The organism is Lactococcus sp. SK2-659 (assembly GCF_020218185.2).
Classification (GTDB): domain Bacteria; phylum Bacillota; class Bacilli; order Lactobacillales; family Streptococcaceae; genus Lactococcus; species Lactococcus lactis.
In genome coordinates this window covers 1,327,051-1,342,509 of record NZ_JAIWQZ020000001.1, presented here as the reverse complement: position 1 = coordinate 1,342,509, position 15,459 = coordinate 1,327,051, and the positions used below count along the sequence as shown (strand labels likewise).

Sequence of the window (15,459 nt, the reverse complement as noted above, 5' to 3'; positions counted from 1 at the left end):
AAATCAATATAAATAAGCACGGAAAAATAAAAAAATAAAAAAGTATGGCAAACGCTTGACATATATCAGAAAAATGATAAAATAACTTCTGTAAGCGAAATCATTTTATTTGAGGAGAAAATTATGAATCATAAGCAGGTAGCTGAACGCATTTTAAATGCAGTTGGGCGTGATAACATTCAAGGAGCTGCACATTGTGCGACACGACTACGTTTAGTCCTAAAAGATACTGGCGTTATTGATCAAGAGGCTCTAGATAATGACCCAGATCTTAAGGGGACTTTTGAAGCAGCTGGTCAATATCAAATTATTGTAGGGCCAGGTGATGTTAACACTGTATACGAAGAATTTATTAAACTTACAGGAATAAGTGAAGCATCAACTGCAGATCTCAAAGAGATTGCAGGAAGTCAAAAAAAACAAAATCCAGTAATGGCACTTGTAAAGCTGCTTTCTGATATTTTTGTTCCTTTGATACCAGCTCTTGTAGCTGGTGGTCTGTTAATGGCTCTTAATAATGCGCTAACAGCTGAACATCTTTTCGCGACGAAATCACTTGTTGAAATGTTTCCGATGTGGAAAGGATTTGCTGATATTGTTAATACTATGAGTGCCGCACCATTTACATTCATGCCAATTTTAATAGGATATTCTGCCACAAAAAGGTTTGGTGGAAACCCATATTTAGGTGCTGTTATAGGTATGATTATGGTAATGCCTGGGCTTATTAATGGATATAATGTTGCTGAAGCAATCTCTAATCATACAATGACTTATTGGGATATTTTTGGTTTTAAAGTTGCCCAGGCTGGATATCAAGGACAAGTTCTTCCTGTAATTGGAGTGGCTTTTATCCTTGCTAAACTTGAGAGATTCTTTCATAAATACCTTAACGATGCTATAGACTTCACATTTACTCCGTTACTTTCAGTCATCATAACTGGATTTCTCACATTCACTATTGTGGGACCAGCACTTCGTTTTGTATCAAATGGCTTGACAGATGGTTTGGTTGGACTTTATAACACATTAGGGGCACTAGGAATGCTTGTGTTTGGAGGCTTCTACTCGGCAATAGTAGTAACTGGATTACATCAGAGTTTTCCGGCCATTGAAACAATGTTAATCACAAACTATCAACACAGTGGTATTGGTGGAGACTTTATTTTTCCAGTTGCGGCCTGCGCAAATATGGCTCAAGCTGGTGCAACTTTTGCAATTTTATTTGTTACTAAAAACATTAAGACAAAAGCTCTTGCAGCTCCAGCTGGTGTATCTGCTATTCTAGGTATTACAGAACCTGCGTTATTTGGGATTAATCTAAAACTAAAATATCCGTTCTTTATTGCTCTTGGGGCTTCAGCAATTGGTTCATTATTTATGGGATTATTCCATGTCCTTGCGGTTAGTCTGGGATCCGCAGGATTAATTGGCTTTATCTCTATTAAAGCTGGCTATAACTTACAATTTATGATTTCGATATTTATTAGCTTTCTTATTGCTTTTGTTGTTACCTCAATCTATGGTCGGCGGATGGAAGCTAAATCTATTACGAAAGAAAAAAATAAACAGAATGCAACAACTCAATACCAACCTGAGAAAGTTATTATCGATCCAGTTAAAAGTGGCGAACTCCTTGCTCCAATAAATGGATTTGTGATTCCTCTGTCTGATGTAAGTGACCCTGTTTTCTCAAAAGAAATTATGGGAAAAGGTATTGCAATCAAGCCTAAATCTGGAGAACTTTTCTCACCAGCCGACGGAGAAATTATTATTGCTTATGAAACAGGTCACGCTTATGGTATAAAAACAAAAAATGGAGGTGAAGTTCTTTTACATATTGGAATAGATACTGTTTCAATGAATGGTAATGGATTCATACAAAATGTTAAAGTTGGCCAGAAAGTAAAAGCAGGGGATTTACTAGGATCTTTTGATAAAGAAGAAATCAAGAAGAGTGGATTCGATGATACTGTAATTATTGTTATTACAAATTCAGCAAGTTACAATGAGATTTTGCCATTGAGTGAAAATGTTGATATCAAAGTTGGAGAAAAAATTCTATTATTGAACTAGAGGGAGCGAACTATGTCCGTATACTATGGATCAATTGAGGCTGGTGGTACAAAATTTGTACTTGCTATTGCAGATGAACATTTTAATATTATAAAAAAATTCAAATTTGCTACTACTACGCCACAAGAAACTATAAGTAAGACGATTAAATATTTTAAAGAAAACCGAGTTTCTGCCATTGGTTTAGGATCATTTGGGCCTATTGATCTAAACCTTTCAAGTAAAACGTATGGTTACATTACTTCGACGCCAAAAGTTGGTTGGAAAAATATAAATTTAGTTGGCCAATTAAAAGAAGCACTTGATATTCCAATATATTTTACTACTGATGTAAACGCCTCAGCCTATGGTGAAATGAAAAATACAGGAATAAAAAATCTTGTTTATTTAACAATCGGTACAGGTATTGGAGGGGGAGCAATTCAAAATGGATATTTTATTGGTGGCATTGGGCATTCGGAAATGGGGCACCAAAGAATAAATCGTCATAGAGATGATCTTACTTTTGAAGGAATCTGTCCCTTCCATGGTGATTGTCTTGAAGGAGTTGCGGCGGGTCCGAGTCTTGAAGCTAGAACAGGAATACTTGGGGAAAAAATTTCTTCAGATGATCCTATCTGGGATATCTTAAGCTATTATATTGCTCAAGCGGCTATTAATGCAACATTGACATTAGCTCCCGAGTGTATAATTTTGGGAGGTGGTGTAATGGAAAAACCAAATATGATATCACTTATACAAAAACAATTCATTTCTATGCTTAATAATTATATTGATCTGCCTTGTTCTGTAGAAAAGTATATTCGCTTACCAACTGTCAAAGAAAATGGTTCAGCAACGTTAGGAAATTTCTATTTAGCATATTCTTTATTTACAAAAGAATAATAATATAAAATCTATATATTTCTAGCATGTAGTTCAACAAAATATAATGGTAATTGTAAATATTACGGCAATATTACAACTATAAAAAAGTTTCATTTCTTTGTTATCTTTTAACTTTTTGCAACATAATCGAAAGTTCTTTTAGTGATGCTAAATACCTAATAATTTAAGTATGAGAAAAGTAAATTTCTAGGTCTTACTTTGGAAGGCAGTATTTCACAAATTATGTATTATCTTATTTAGAATAAGAAAAGTTGAAATGCCCAAAATTATTTCAAATATGGGAATATTATTGGATGCCTGTGTAGCAATGCATTATAGAAACTAAAATAAAATTTAGTGGGTAAATAGTGGGTAAAATTTAAAATATATAAATCAACTAGACATTATTGAAAACAATAGAAAACTTATAAAATAAAGAGCCACTAAACTTTAGTGACTTTTTATTTTATGTGTTTTAATATTAAGCAAACGCGTTGAGCGTTTATTTCAAATATGGGAATATTCATGACTGCCTTTGTAACAGTGTATTATAAAAATTAAAATAAAATTTACCGAATAAATCGATACTAGAAAAACTCTTAATAATTTTATATTTACTTAAAAAACAAGTGTAAAATTATAAAAATACAAAATAGTTATAAAAAAAGATATATATTGTAAGGAGAAGAGGGGATTATTTAGGTCGCTCTCAAAGTTAAATTCAGGTTCTATAAGCCTTTATAAACCTGTTTCATAGAAAACCTCTTAAATTGAAAAATAAAATGGGACAAATTTGGGGCAATTATAGTATAAAATCATAGCTACGATTTAATCTCATTGAATTTTTGAGTTTATAAAGTTAAGGAACTAAGTATATTATTTTAGAAGATTTCAACAAAAAATAAACTAAAGAGTCATTAAGAATTGAACTAATGACTTTTTATTTTGTTAAGCTATATGTTTTTCTCTTTGTAAACTAATAATCAGTATTGAGCTTAACAAGGTGCTATACTTAATTTTATGAGATCACAGTCTCTGTTGTAGAATAGAAACCAAAATTGGTTTCTATTTTTGATTACTATTGTAATTTGGAATTAAAGTGATATACTTAGCTCATGGGTGGTTTAGCGAAAGCACCACACCTTCATCATTAGCTGCTCAATTGTGAGTAGCTTTTTTAAAATAATGTGTAGTGGTAAAGAATTAAGTTGCTAATAAGAGTGAGGAATGTCTAACGAATAAGAATAAAGAGAAAAAAGCGATTATAAGCTTACTATTTTTTGGGTTTGTAGTAAGTATATTAGTTATATACCTAGTAATAAGTTTTCTGATGTGAGAAAAATTTTGAGTTCTGTTCACAAGAACATTTTTTAGTTAAATAATTATCGAAGTTTAAGGCTTAAATTGACTTTAACTGATATTAGTGTTATACTTGCGAAGCGGGATGGAGCAGTTAGGTAGCTCGTCGGGCTCATAACCCGAAGGTCATAGGTTCAAATCCTATTCCCGCAATATTTTAAGGGCTTTAGGGAGCCCTTATTTTTCTTATAAAAAACTCACCCTAAAGTGAAATTTTTTCGTTAAATAGGCGGAGCCTAGAATGGAAGTGAAAAATGAAAACAGGAGATAAAATTACATTATCTAATGGGGAACAAGCAACAGTCGTTTCTGGAGATGTTAATCTCTATAAGAATGCATTAATTGTTGAATTAGAAAACCATGATGTCAGAGTTGTGGATAGAGAAACCTTGACACTTGCTAAAGCAAATCCTCATGAAAATCTTGGGAATCATAAGAAGATCAATAAGTTTTAAATAGACCAATTTGACTTTGGTAAGAATAGGTGTTACTATTAAGAGGTAGGTTTTGTCTCGAGTTTAAATGTTTTAGGAATGCACTTTTTCGCAAAATAGGATTTACAGATGATGCGAAAGGATGTATTATATGAATAAAGGAACAATAAATTGGTTTAACGCTGACAAAGGCTATGGTTTTATTATGGCAGATGATATGCAAGATGTGTTTGCCTACCTCTTGTCTATTCAAGGAAATGAATTTAAAAAATACGATGAAGGTCAAAAGGTTACTTTTGATATCAAAATGACGTCTCGTGGGCGTTATGCTTCAAACGTACATAAAAGATAAATGATTTAAAGCATGGGATGTCCTGTGCTTTTTATTTATTGCTATTGCAAAAATGAATTAAAATGTTATACTGAGTGAGGGGAAGATTAGTTGCTTTCCCTACAGTTCATAAAATCCATGTCATTACGATATGGATTTTATTAATGAGAGAGTAGTTTGACATTGAGTATAATTAGTGTTACTATGAAGAAGTAGATTTTGTCATGAGTAAAATGTTTTATAGATTCACTTTTCGCAAAATGAGATTTACAATTTTTGTCGAAAGGAAATAAATATTATGGCAAATGGAACAGTAAAATGGTTTAACGCTACTAAAGGATTTGGTTTTATTACCTCTGAAGATGGTCAAGATTTGTTCGCTCACTTCTCAGCAATCCAATCTGATGGATTCAAATCACTTGACGAAGGTCAAAAAGTTGAATTTGATGTTGAAGAAGGTCAACGTGGACCTCAAGCAGTTAATATCACAAAAGCATAATTATATCTGAAAATCGTGCAAAAACTGGAGTCATTACTTCAGTTTTTTTATATTCAGTTGCAATTATGAGAGAGTATGATATACTTAGCCAGCAAGAGGAAACTCACACTTCCCATGCATAAATTAGGGCCACTCTAATATAGAGTGGTTTTTTCAATATTTATTAAATAAAGTTTATATTTAAAAGATTTATATAAAAACCACCTATCACAGCACATAATGATAGGCAGTTTTTTGGTGCATGTTCATAGATTAAGAAGTTAATATTTAAAACATACAAATTAATAATACCATATAGATAGTCTTAAGATCAAAAATAGAGAGATATGTTATAATGGAGTACCTTAAACATAAGTGCCAGCAATGCTGGCTTTTTTTATTTTTTTTAGTTATTTGAAGTGCCACAATTATTGGTATTAGTAAATTAAAAAAACAAATCATATCTCTTGTATGCGCTTTCTATATGTGTTAAATTAAAGTAAGAAATAAATTACATTTTTTAGAAAGAGGTGGCTTATGATTTGGTCATTAATTATTGGTGCATTAATCGGATTAATCGCTGGTGCGATTACAAATAAGGGAAGTTCAATGGGCTGGATTGCTAATATCTTAGCAGGGTTAGTTGGATCTTTTGTAGGTCAAGCCTTACTTGGAACTTGGGGTCCCTCGCTAGCTGGTATGGCGCTAATCCCATCCATTGTTGGTGCAGTGATTGTGGTTGCTGTTGTATCTTTCGTCCTATCTAAAATGAATTAGTAGATCTTAGGATCTAGAAAGGAGGAACTTTGGCAACTGGAAAGAAAATAATACTCATTATCCTTGATCTCCTTTTACTTACGCTTGTTCTACCAATGACTTGGGATTATTACAATTTCATGGAGTATGATTGGAGGACAACGACCTCTAGTAACATTCCGTTCATAGGAAAATATATGACAGACTATTTGTTTTGGGGGAACATCGTTTTAACAGTCATATTAATTCTCGCCTTGATTGTAATTCTTTTTTATCCTCGAACCTATATGGATGTACAACTCACTTCAAATAATGGAGATTTAACTTTAAAAAAGTCTGCCATTGAAGGTTTTGTAGGTGAAAAAGTAAAAGAAAATGATTACCTTAAAAACTCAAAAATCGCTGTTTCACTTTTTAAAAATAAGATAAAAATTGATATAAAAGGTGAGATTATTCCTCGAGTTGAAGTGGCACAAAAAGCCCAAGTTCTGGAACAGGAAATCATTGAAGGCTTAAAAAAATTCTTTGGATTGGAACATACGGTTAAACTTAAAGTAAAAGTCAATACATTAAGTAAAGACGATAACCCTAAACGACAACGTGTTATGTAGGAGGGATCAATGGATTATTTCGAAAAAAATCGATACCCGATTATAGGGGGAATCGTAGGTGCACTCATTGCTGTGTGTATCTTCACTATTGGATTTTGGAAAATGATTCTGGTTTTATTTTTAATTGGATTAGGAATTTACATTGGTCTATTTTTAAAAAAATCAGGAATCATTGATCAATTTATAAATCGTAAATAACATTATAAAAGGAGAAGATTATGGTACAAGAAAACATGAAAGCATTTGGAACAATGGCAGAAAAAGAAACTCCTAAAACAAAGGAAACCCAACCAGAAATTAAGGGGACTTTGACTTATGAAGATAAAGTTGTGCAAAAGATTGTAGGACTAGCATTAGAATCAGTGGATGGACTTCTTTCTGTAGAAGGTGGGTTCTTCTCAAACTTAACAGGAAAACTTATTAATACTGATGATGTTACAACAGGTGTTGACGTAGAAGTTGGGAAAACACAGGTTGCAGTAGACTTGAAAGTAGTTACAGAATATCGTAAGAATGTGCCTGATATTTATGAAAAAATTAAAGAAGTCATTCGTAAAGAGGTTGCGGCAATGACAGAATTGGAAGTTGTTGAAGTTAACGTAACAGTCACAGATATTAAAACGAAAGAGCAACAAAAAGAAGATGATGTAAGTATTCAAGATCGAGTGACTAGCGCGGCTCAAACAACTGGAAAATTCACCTCTGAACAAGTTGATAAAGTAAAAGACAAAGTAGAAGACAATACAGATAAAGAAGCTAGAGTTAAATAAATTTCTAGATAAATCGTGAGAAATAAAAGCCTCTATTATGAGGCTTTTTTAGTAAGTGAGTTCAATTATATAGTTTTTTATTTAGATAGAAGTATCGAGTCAAATAAGTCTAAGGAGATCTTTCATGATAGATTATATTGAAGTGGACGGGGGAAATAGTAATTTAAAGGAGCTTAACTGTTCAAACAGTAATTCTTTACACTCAGTGGTATATCTTTTTAACCCTAAAAATAAAATCTACGATTTTTTTAAAGAAGAGTATCAGCTTGATTTGGAAAACCTTTTGTATGAAGAAGAGGAAGTGATACACGAGATATCTGATACAAAGACAGGTAAAGAAGAATTAAAGATACTTTTTATTTTACCTCACCAAAACTTGAAAAATGATTTGAATCGGAAAATAAAGGCTTTAGTTATCTTAAAACTAGAGGAAAAGCTCATTATTGTAACGAGTGAGAAAGAAGACTTCATTTCTGATTTTTTTAACAATACAGAAGAAAATGTTGAAAGAAGTGAGGTAAATTTTATCCAGCTTTTGAATGTGAGCATCCAAAAAGTAATTAAAGATGTTAAAGAGAAAAGAGAAGAAATTAGTTTGTTGGAAACACAAATACAAAGTATAGGACCTTCAGGGACAATATTTGATGAAATTTTGCGACTGAAAAAATATCTTATCTTGTTAGATTTTATTATTGATTCCGATAGAAAAATATTAAGCTTTATAAAAAGAGAACAAATGGAAAATATTAAAGAAATTCATATGCAAACTGAAGTAACTCTTCTTCAAGAGAGGATGGACACCTTAGAGTCTTTGGTAAGAGCTTATAATAAGTACCTTTCTAGCTTGGATGCAATTATAAATAATAATAGTTCGTTTCAGTTGAACAATATTATGAAAACGTTAACTGAGCTTACAGTTGTCTTAACAATACCAACAATTACTTATGGGTTTTGGGGAATAAATCTCAAGTTGCCTTTTCAAGGTGTCCCTTATGGTTCGTTACTTGTAATTGTTATTTCACTTCTAATCAGTCTATTAGTTTGGTACTGGTTAAAAAAGAAAAAATCTCTTTAGAAAAATTTATAAAATTATAAAGAAAAGAAGGAAAAACTATGAAAATTGGCCTAGTAAAAGCAAACTTCCCTGGAGAAAGACGAGTCCCACTTCTACCAAAAGATATTAAAGATTTTAAAAATGAAATATTGGTAGAGGAGGGGTTTGGAAAATTTCTTGATATTGATGATCAAGAATACATTGACAAAGGATGTCACATTTTATCAAGAGCTGAAGTCTTTGCGGAATCAGAAGCAATCTTCTCACTAAAACTCATCCAGCCTACTGACTATTCCCATCTTAGAGAGGGACAGATGATTATAGGCTGGACACATCCTTTTGGTTCAGGACAATCGTTCATGAAAGAGCAAGCTCTGCCTAAAAAGTTAATTGTTGTAGATTTAGATAGTAACTCGCCTTGCATTTATTATGAAAATGAGATATTTGAATCAGGTATTCCAAAGGGACTATTATATAAAAATAGTTTTTACGCAGGCTATGCAGGGGTTATAGACGCTTTGTTGCAATATGGATTTATTCCAACTGAAGAGACAAAAATAGCTATTTTAGGTTCTGGAAATGTTGCGCAAGGTGCCTTTAGTAGTATCTCAAAATATTCCTCAAACATCCGAATGTATTATCGAAAAACAATGTCAATTTTCAAAGAAAATTATACAAAGTACGACATCATTATTAATGGAATTGAAATTGGGAAAGATGATGATCCAATTTTAAGCTTTTCAGAACAAAAATCATTGAAAAAAGGGGCATTAATAATTGATGTAGCAGCTGATGCTGGAAATACTATTGAAGGAACTCATTTTACTAGTATAGATGCCCCTATCTACGAAAATGATGGAAAATACTATTATGTTGTTCAAAATACTCCATCACTCATCTATCGAAATGTGAGTCAAGAATTAAGTAAGAATTTGAGTGAGAATATTTTTCATAAGGATTGTTCCCTTTTTATTGAAAAGGTTTTACCTCTTAAATAAATGATATTTTATATTTTGATTTTTTAAATTATATACTATCATACCAAGTGTAGAAAGCCACAAAATATAAAGATAGTTCTTTACCTAAATAATTGTATATTAGATGGCGTTATAAATTTATTGCTTTTTATTGTGGTATTAAAGTAAGAAAATGCTTGGAATGCTTAAAATAAGTGATTTTGAAGTTTGATAAAATAAAACTAACCAAAAAACTAACCAAGTAAAGAAAAAGTGTATATAAAAAATTTATTAAATAAAAAATTACTGGTAATAATAACTAGTGATTTTTTATTTAGTAAATTTCTCATAGTTTTAATGTGTCTTATACGCTAAAAATTATAGATAAATATTTTTGGTGTAAAGTATATTTGACTAATAAAATTTTTGATTTTTTATAAATATAGGTATATTATAAAAATAGATTGATAATTATTTCACAATTGTCTATGAAGTTTGAATTTTACTTAGTTGGAGTATATATGAAAAAGCTCACTAAAAACATTGTTCAAAACAAAAAGTTCCCAAAAAACTTTTTGACATATGAACGAGTACATGTTGGAATATATTTATTTTTGCTACTACTTATTTGTGTATTTTCAATTCATACGTTATTTGGAAAAAAACCTAATCCAATGGTAACAAAGGTTTTTAATATAATAGTTTTATCGTTAATTATCGTACTACTATTTTTTGCCTATAAAATGTCTATTTTTATATTTAAAGGTTCTTCAAAATTGACAAGACCTCGTATGGGTGGGGTCTATATAAATCCTAAACATCCTATTGGTAGAATAATATTTCTCATTCTATTTATAATTCCGATAGTTATGATAATCTTAGTATTACTAAATGTGCCAGTTCCAATTAATTATCCTTAAATCAGGTAATAACATTTTGTTTATTATAAATTTATCATAAGAATACCCTTATCATTTATTTTTGTGAAACCTTTTGAGATTAATAGTACTTATGGGGGGCTTTCAAGATTTTGGGCTTTTTATGGTTCGGGATATGTTATGACTTCCATACTTGGACTTATTTTCTTATTTAGTCTATTGTATTATGCTATATTTCAATTGAGATATAAATCAGATAATAAGTCATAAAAATATATTCTCTTAAGATTAAAAAAGTGCACGCTTTTTTCTGAAATGAAATCAAAAAAATAAGAAAAATAAGAAAACTACTAAACAAGACTAGTTTAGTAGTTTTCTTATATATTTTAACCGATCGATTTAGTCCTGTTGTACTGTAATTTGTGGAGATATAATTTTATATTTTATTCCATAAAATACTTCATATCCTAAATAAAAATTATCTTGTAGGTTTACAGTATTCGTACCATAACTAAAAGCATTTTTTGATGATTTTATATTTAGTTTTGCATAAAACGGTTCAGCACCATTTATAGCATAATATGAAATTTATTTATGTTATAAATCTACCTGATATTCAAAAAAAAGCCATTTTTGACAGATTAAGCACATTTCTTTTTTCTCCTTATGAGTTAGACTCTTAAAAATATTAATTGGAGGGCTATCATTGTGCTCATTACTTAAAATCATTGTGGAACTATTGGCAGGATCATCAATTAAACCTATCAGATATTTTGGAGATACATTGAAGTATTCTGATAATACAATTAACCTTATTCCAGAGGGCTCTCCTCCCAACTTATAATTACTCAACGAATTTCTTGGGTATCCCAATTCTCTCTCTATTTGATTTGCAGATTTACCACTTTTTTCAATCAAGTCCTTTAGCCTACGATAAAATAAATCATTCATGAATATAATCTCTCTTTTTATTCATTTCTTTCAGGAAAACTTTAATTTTTCGTAAATAATAGCTTGAAAATCTATGCTAATTGATTAAAATTATATTTTTTTGATATGTAAAGTTTCTTATGGTTTAAATTTTGGAACCAATATTGTAATTTGCATTAATAGGTTTAGTTTTATATAATTAGGATAGTATTGAAAACTAAAAAAAGCACCAAAATGGTTTTAGATTAAGCAATTTTTGCTTTGGTTTTTCAGAAAAATTAAAGTTTTTCTGAAAAAAGACAATTATATTTATGAATGATTAATTTTTTACCATCTTCTAAATGATTTAGTTGAATCAAGTGGTAAATCCGAAAGATCAAATGAATATTGAATTTTTTAATGAGTACTTTCTAAGAGCGACTTTATCAATAGTGATCATTTTCAAACATGTATAAAAACCAATTAAAAAGTTTTAAATTTATTTAGACTTACATAATACAAAGAGGATATTATGAAGAAGAAAATTAAAGTAATGCTTATTTTTGGAACTAGACCAGAAGCAATTAAAATGGCCCCAATTATTAAGGCGATGGAAAATAACAATCATTTTCAAGAAATTATTGTTGTGACCGGACAGCATAGAGAGATGTTGGATCAAGCTCTTAGTGATTTCAAAATTGTCCCTGATTATGATTTACATTTGATGAAGAAGGAACAAACCTTATCAAGCATAACAATTGATGTTATTAAATCATTAGGAAAAATTTTTGAAAAGGATAAACCAGACATTGTTTTGGTTCATGGTGATACAGCGACAACTTTCGCTGCAAGTGTTAGTGCATTTTATCATAAAATTATTATTGGTCATGTTGAAGCAGGATTACGAACTTGGAATAAATACTCACCTTTTCCAGAGGAAATGAATCGAAGATTAACTGATACGCTCGCGGATTTGTATTTTGCACCAACTATTCAAAGCCAAGAGAATTTGATTTTAGAACATCATAATAGAAATAACATTTTTGTAACTGGTAATACTTCAATCGATGCTCTAAAGTACACCGTTCGTAAAGAATATAATCACAGTGTACTAGATAAGGTAACTGAAGGACATCGCATTATTATGCTAACAATGCATCGACGAGAAAACCAAGAAAGTGGTATGGATTCAGTTTTTAGTGCAGTCAAAAATGTAGTTAATCAGTATAGTGATGTTGAAGTTATTTTCCCAGTCCATCTGAGTCCAAAGGTACAAGAGGTTGCCCATCAATACTTTGATGATATTGATAGAGTGCATTTACTACCACCGCTAAATACGGTTGATTTTCAAAATATTGCAGCTCGTAGTTTTTTCATTATGACAGACTCTGGTGGTGTGCAAGAAGAAGCACCGTCTCTAGGGAGGCCGGTTTTAGTTTTACGAGAAAATACAGAACGACCAGAAGGTGTAGCGGCTGGTACTCTGAAATTAATTGGTACTCAGTCTGACATTGTTGAAGAAAACATGCGTTTATTACTCGATGATGAAAATATTTATCAAGGGATGGCAAGTGCTAAAAATCCTTATGGTGATGGTAGAGCGTCTGAACGGATTTTAGATATTATTTATCATCACTTCCAATAGTTTAGTAGGTAATTTATAAATGAAACATAAAATTAGATCATTGACATTAGAAGTTACAATTCTTTTGTTTATTGTTTTTATTTTAGCAATAACAACTCTCGTTGGTTTTCTAGATAAATATCTAATGATTCCAATAACAGTTATAATTTTGATTAGTATTATAACTGGTTTTTTTATTGATCGTATTATTTTAGTGTGGTTAGTAACGATTGTTACATTTATTGGTATTGCATTTGTTTTGAATATTGGTTCGCAAGTCAACGGTATAGTCAAAACTTTATTACTTGTTATATTTCCTTTTTTCGCTACTATGAGCTCATTAATTCGTATACGAATTTTGAGTCGTAGTACATTGATTAACAATCGAAAATTGATTATGCGTAAAATGGAAAAGAAAAATTTGATTACTAAAACACCTACCCAAGTATCACTTAGAAAATATTATGACAAAATTGTCACACAATTTTCTGATAGTGAGCAACTTGTGGTGTTAACCTTAATCTCACTTCCATACTATGAACAACGAGAGTATGCAGATCAAAATCAACTGTTTAAAGTTCTTTCAGATATCTCGGTGTTACTAAAAGATAAACGTCTTCCTAGTGAGCGTATTTTTACTTTTGATAATAATGAATTTATTATTGTGAGTCTAAGAATGGAAGAAGACGAGGTTAATGCATTAAATGTTGAGACTCGCAAACAACTTAATGACATATATTTTATGCTTAACGGAAAAAAACATGAACTACGTTATCAATTTGCGAGTATAAAGCTAGATCAACAGCACCCTTTAAATTTTGATGATGTATTGAAAAAGCTTTATAGAAATCTAGAAACGGATTTAATTGATGAATACTTATTATAAGGATTAAAAAATGACAGAAAGCAATTTCGTACTGATTTCATGGTTAGTGACAGGCATATTTTTTACAAGTTTCGTTATCCTCTTCGTTTGCTTATGGATAATTTATTACAAAGTGATTGACACTTTTAAAGTGGAGGGCGAATGAATGAATTTTATCCAAACAATTATGATATTAGCAATTATATCCATTTGGATAGCTACTGGTTTGGGACTGATGATCCTATTTAGCGCAACCCATTTTTGGTTAACCACTATTAAGAAAGAACGTCAAAAAGTCTTTAGATTAGCAACTTATCCTAAAATTACTATCGTGGTCCCTGCTCACAACGAAGAGGTTGTGATTGCTCAAACTATTGAATCCATAATGAATTTAAATTATCCTAAGACACAGTTAGAATTACTGTTATATGCGGATAATTGTCAAGATGACACATATAATCAAATAATAAGTGTTGTGTCATTAGAAAAGTATAAACATATTAGTGCTCAAGTTATTCAAAGAACCGGAACGGGTGGTAAGGCAGGTGTACTGAATGATGCTCTAAGTATTGCCACAGGTGAATGGATTTGTGTGTATGATGCCGATGCAATGCCTGAAAAAAATGCACTTCACTTTTTAGTAGAGAAAGCTTTGGAAAATCCTGAGAAGTATGGGGCCGTTTTTGGTAGAAATAAGACCAGAAATTATAAACAGAATTTTTTAACAAGGTGTATTAACTTGGAAATTGTTAATACACAAAGAATTCATCATGTAGGTTTATGGCACCTATTCAAAATTGGTCGAATCCCTGGTACAAATTTTATCATCAAAACTGATTTTGTTAAACATATTGGTGGTTGGGATAATGGAGCATTGACTGAGGATACAGCCATCTCGTTCAAAATAATGCAAAGTGGGAAGCTAATTGCTTTGGCACACAATTCAGAAGCTTTCCAACAAGAACCGGAGACAGTGTCAGCTTATTACCACCAACGCAAACGTTGGGCAAAGGGGAATTATCAGGTGATCTTGGATAATTTCAAACATTTATTTGATAGGAGCGTTTGGCGAATAAAGTGGGAAGTATTCTATTATATTAGTACATTTTTTTGGTTTAATGCTGCAATCGTCATTTCTGATATTATTTTTGTGGCTAACATAGTGACTTGGGGAATCAGTATGTTTAATCCAAGTACCCATATTTTATTTACAATTGGTAGTAATAACATTGAACTTGCGAATTTATTGATGATAAATTGGTTTTTGATGGTTGGTATTTATCTATTGCAAATCAATATAGCGCTCGCGAGCCAATTTGGACAACTAACGGTAAAGAATCTATCAGTTGCACTGATATCATATGTAACATATGCTCAACTATTTATTGTTGTTTCTGTTGTATCTGTGGTGTCTGTGCTTTTGGACCATATTTTACATAGAGATGGTACAAAATGGTACAAAACAAAAAGATTTGGTGATTAAAGGAAGTA

At 31.1% G+C, this 15,459-nt stretch carries 16 protein-coding genes and 1 tRNA gene; 16 read left to right on the top strand and 1 reads right to left on the bottom strand.

The features are described 5' to 3' along the window. Positions 1 to 123: 123 nt before the first annotated feature. From LDP15_RS06335 to LDP15_RS06275, 13 genes are all read left to right on the top strand, one after another. Positions 124 to 2,076, top strand: coding sequence for a sucrose-specific PTS transporter subunit IIBC (locus tag LDP15_RS06335; RefSeq protein WP_015425992.1), 1,953 nt, complete (start codon positions 124 to 126; stop codon positions 2,074 to 2,076). Between the two features lie 12 nt (positions 2,077 to 2,088). Further along, positions 2,089 to 2,961 carry a fructokinase ScrK gene (scrK, locus tag LDP15_RS06330; RefSeq protein WP_029344971.1) on the top strand — a complete coding sequence of 291 codons (873 nt, stop codon included), beginning with the start codon at positions 2,089 to 2,091 and terminating at the stop codon, positions 2,959 to 2,961. Between the two features lie 1,420 nt (positions 2,962 to 4,381). Beyond that, a tRNA-Met gene (locus LDP15_RS06325) sits at positions 4,382 to 4,455 on the top strand. Positions 4,456 to 4,556: 101 nt separating this feature from the next. Continuing rightward, on the top strand, positions 4,557 to 4,757 hold the full coding sequence (locus LDP15_RS06320) for a hypothetical protein (RefSeq protein ID WP_011835139.1): 201 nt from the start codon (positions 4,557 to 4,559) through the stop codon (positions 4,755 to 4,757). 130 nt (positions 4,758 to 4,887) lie between these two features. Continuing rightward, on the top strand, positions 4,888 to 5,088 hold the full coding sequence (locus tag LDP15_RS06315) for a cold-shock protein (RefSeq protein WP_015425995.1): 201 nt from the start codon (positions 4,888 to 4,890) through the stop codon (positions 5,086 to 5,088). A 277-nt stretch (positions 5,089 to 5,365) separates the two neighbouring features. Beyond that, positions 5,366 to 5,566 carry a cold-shock protein gene (locus LDP15_RS06310; RefSeq protein ID WP_011835124.1) on the top strand — a complete coding sequence of 67 codons (201 nt, stop codon included), beginning with the start codon at positions 5,366 to 5,368 and terminating at the stop codon, positions 5,564 to 5,566. Between the two features lie 516 nt (positions 5,567 to 6,082). Further along, on the top strand, positions 6,083 to 6,322 hold the full coding sequence (locus tag LDP15_RS06305) for a GlsB/YeaQ/YmgE family stress response membrane protein (protein WP_015425996.1): 240 nt from the start codon (positions 6,083 to 6,085) through the stop codon (positions 6,320 to 6,322). A gap of 29 nt (positions 6,323 to 6,351) precedes the next feature. Beyond that, positions 6,352 to 6,912 carry an alkaline shock response membrane anchor protein AmaP gene (amaP, locus tag LDP15_RS06300; RefSeq protein ID WP_012898582.1) on the top strand — a complete coding sequence of 187 codons (561 nt, stop codon included), beginning with the start codon at positions 6,352 to 6,354 and terminating at the stop codon, positions 6,910 to 6,912. 9 nt (positions 6,913 to 6,921) lie between these two features. Continuing rightward, positions 6,922 to 7,110: a DUF2273 domain-containing protein gene (locus LDP15_RS06295; RefSeq protein WP_015425997.1), complete on the top strand. Its 189-nt coding sequence runs from the start codon at positions 6,922 to 6,924 to the stop codon at positions 7,108 to 7,110. 20 nt (positions 7,111 to 7,130) lie between these two features. Next, positions 7,131 to 7,682, top strand: coding sequence for an Asp23/Gls24 family envelope stress response protein (locus tag LDP15_RS06290; RefSeq protein WP_015425998.1), 552 nt, complete (start codon positions 7,131 to 7,133; stop codon positions 7,680 to 7,682). A 124-nt stretch (positions 7,683 to 7,806) separates the two neighbouring features. Next, entirely contained in the window at positions 7,807 to 8,757 is a 951-nt protein-coding gene (locus LDP15_RS06285; protein WP_029344972.1) for a CorA family divalent cation transporter, read from the top strand. Positions 8,758 to 8,795: 38 nt separating this feature from the next. Then, on the top strand, positions 8,796 to 9,734 hold the full coding sequence (locus tag LDP15_RS06280; protein WP_015426000.1) for a N(5)-(carboxyethyl)ornithine synthase: 939 nt from the start codon (positions 8,796 to 8,798) through the stop codon (positions 9,732 to 9,734). A 479-nt stretch (positions 9,735 to 10,213) separates the two neighbouring features. After that, positions 10,214 to 10,612 carry an XRE family transcriptional regulator gene (locus LDP15_RS06275; RefSeq protein ID WP_225513617.1) on the top strand — a complete coding sequence of 133 codons (399 nt, stop codon included), beginning with the start codon at positions 10,214 to 10,216 and terminating at the stop codon, positions 10,610 to 10,612. A 555-nt stretch (positions 10,613 to 11,167) separates the two neighbouring features. Here LDP15_RS06275 and LDP15_RS06270 read toward each other — a convergent pair. After that, positions 11,168 to 11,521: a helix-turn-helix transcriptional regulator gene (locus LDP15_RS06270; RefSeq protein WP_015426002.1), complete on the bottom strand. Its 354-nt coding sequence runs from the start codon at positions 11,519 to 11,521 to the stop codon at positions 11,168 to 11,170. A 490-nt stretch (positions 11,522 to 12,011) separates the two neighbouring features. Here LDP15_RS06270 and wecB point away from each other — a divergent pair, with 490 nt between their 5' ends. The 3 genes from wecB (at position 12,012) to LDP15_RS06255 (ending at position 15,451) form a co-directional block, all read left to right on the top strand. Further along, the gene (gene wecB, locus LDP15_RS06265; protein ID WP_225513339.1) at positions 12,012 to 13,124 is read left to right on the top strand and encodes a non-hydrolyzing UDP-N-acetylglucosamine 2-epimerase; all 1,113 of its coding nucleotides are present in this window, start codon (positions 12,012 to 12,014) and stop codon (positions 13,122 to 13,124) included. Positions 13,125 to 13,143: 19 nt separating this feature from the next. Beyond that, entirely contained in the window at positions 13,144 to 13,989 is an 846-nt protein-coding gene (locus LDP15_RS06260) for a hypothetical protein (protein ID WP_012897103.1), read from the top strand. Positions 13,990 to 14,134: 145 nt separating this feature from the next. After that, positions 14,135 to 15,451: a glycosyltransferase family 2 protein gene (locus tag LDP15_RS06255; RefSeq protein ID WP_015426003.1), complete on the top strand. Its 1,317-nt coding sequence runs from the start codon at positions 14,135 to 14,137 to the stop codon at positions 15,449 to 15,451. Positions 15,452 to 15,459: the final 8 nt, after the last annotated feature.

Bases quoted from the DNA above. Each gene is read 5' to 3' on its own strand.
- LDP15_RS06315 (WP_015425995.1), top strand. From the start codon at position 4,888: ATGAATAAAGGAACAATAAATTGGTTTAACGCTGACAAAGGCTATGGT.
- LDP15_RS06305 (WP_015425996.1), top strand. From the start codon at position 6,083: ATGATTTGGTCATTAATTATTGGTGCATTAATCGGATTAATCGCTGGT.
- LDP15_RS06260 (WP_012897103.1), top strand. From the start codon at position 13,144: ATGAAACATAAAATTAGATCATTGACATTAGAAGTTACAATTCTTTTG.
- LDP15_RS06290 (WP_015425998.1), top strand. From the start codon at position 7,131: ATGGTACAAGAAAACATGAAAGCATTTGGAACAATGGCAGAAAAAGAA.
- LDP15_RS06335 (WP_015425992.1), top strand. From the start codon at position 124: ATGAATCATAAGCAGGTAGCTGAACGCATTTTAAATGCAGTTGGGCGT.
- LDP15_RS06295 (WP_015425997.1), top strand. From the start codon at position 6,922: ATGGATTATTTCGAAAAAAATCGATACCCGATTATAGGGGGAATCGTA.
- scrK (WP_029344971.1), top strand. From the start codon at position 2,089: ATGTCCGTATACTATGGATCAATTGAGGCTGGTGGTACAAAATTTGTA.
- LDP15_RS06275 (WP_225513617.1), top strand. From the start codon at position 10,214: ATGAAAAAGCTCACTAAAAACATTGTTCAAAACAAAAAGTTCCCAAAA.
- LDP15_RS06280 (WP_015426000.1), top strand. From the start codon at position 8,796: ATGAAAATTGGCCTAGTAAAAGCAAACTTCCCTGGAGAAAGACGAGTC.
- LDP15_RS06270 (WP_015426002.1), bottom strand. From the start codon at position 11,521: ATGAATGATTTATTTTATCGTAGGCTAAAGGACTTGATTGAAAAAAGT.
- LDP15_RS06285 (WP_029344972.1), top strand. From the start codon at position 7,807: ATGATAGATTATATTGAAGTGGACGGGGGAAATAGTAATTTAAAGGAG.
- wecB (WP_225513339.1), top strand. From the start codon at position 12,012: ATGAAGAAGAAAATTAAAGTAATGCTTATTTTTGGAACTAGACCAGAA.
- LDP15_RS06320 (WP_011835139.1), top strand. From the start codon at position 4,557: ATGAAAACAGGAGATAAAATTACATTATCTAATGGGGAACAAGCAACA.
- LDP15_RS06310 (WP_011835124.1), top strand. From the start codon at position 5,366: ATGGCAAATGGAACAGTAAAATGGTTTAACGCTACTAAAGGATTTGGT.
- LDP15_RS06255 (WP_015426003.1), top strand. From the start codon at position 14,135: ATGAATTTTATCCAAACAATTATGATATTAGCAATTATATCCATTTGG.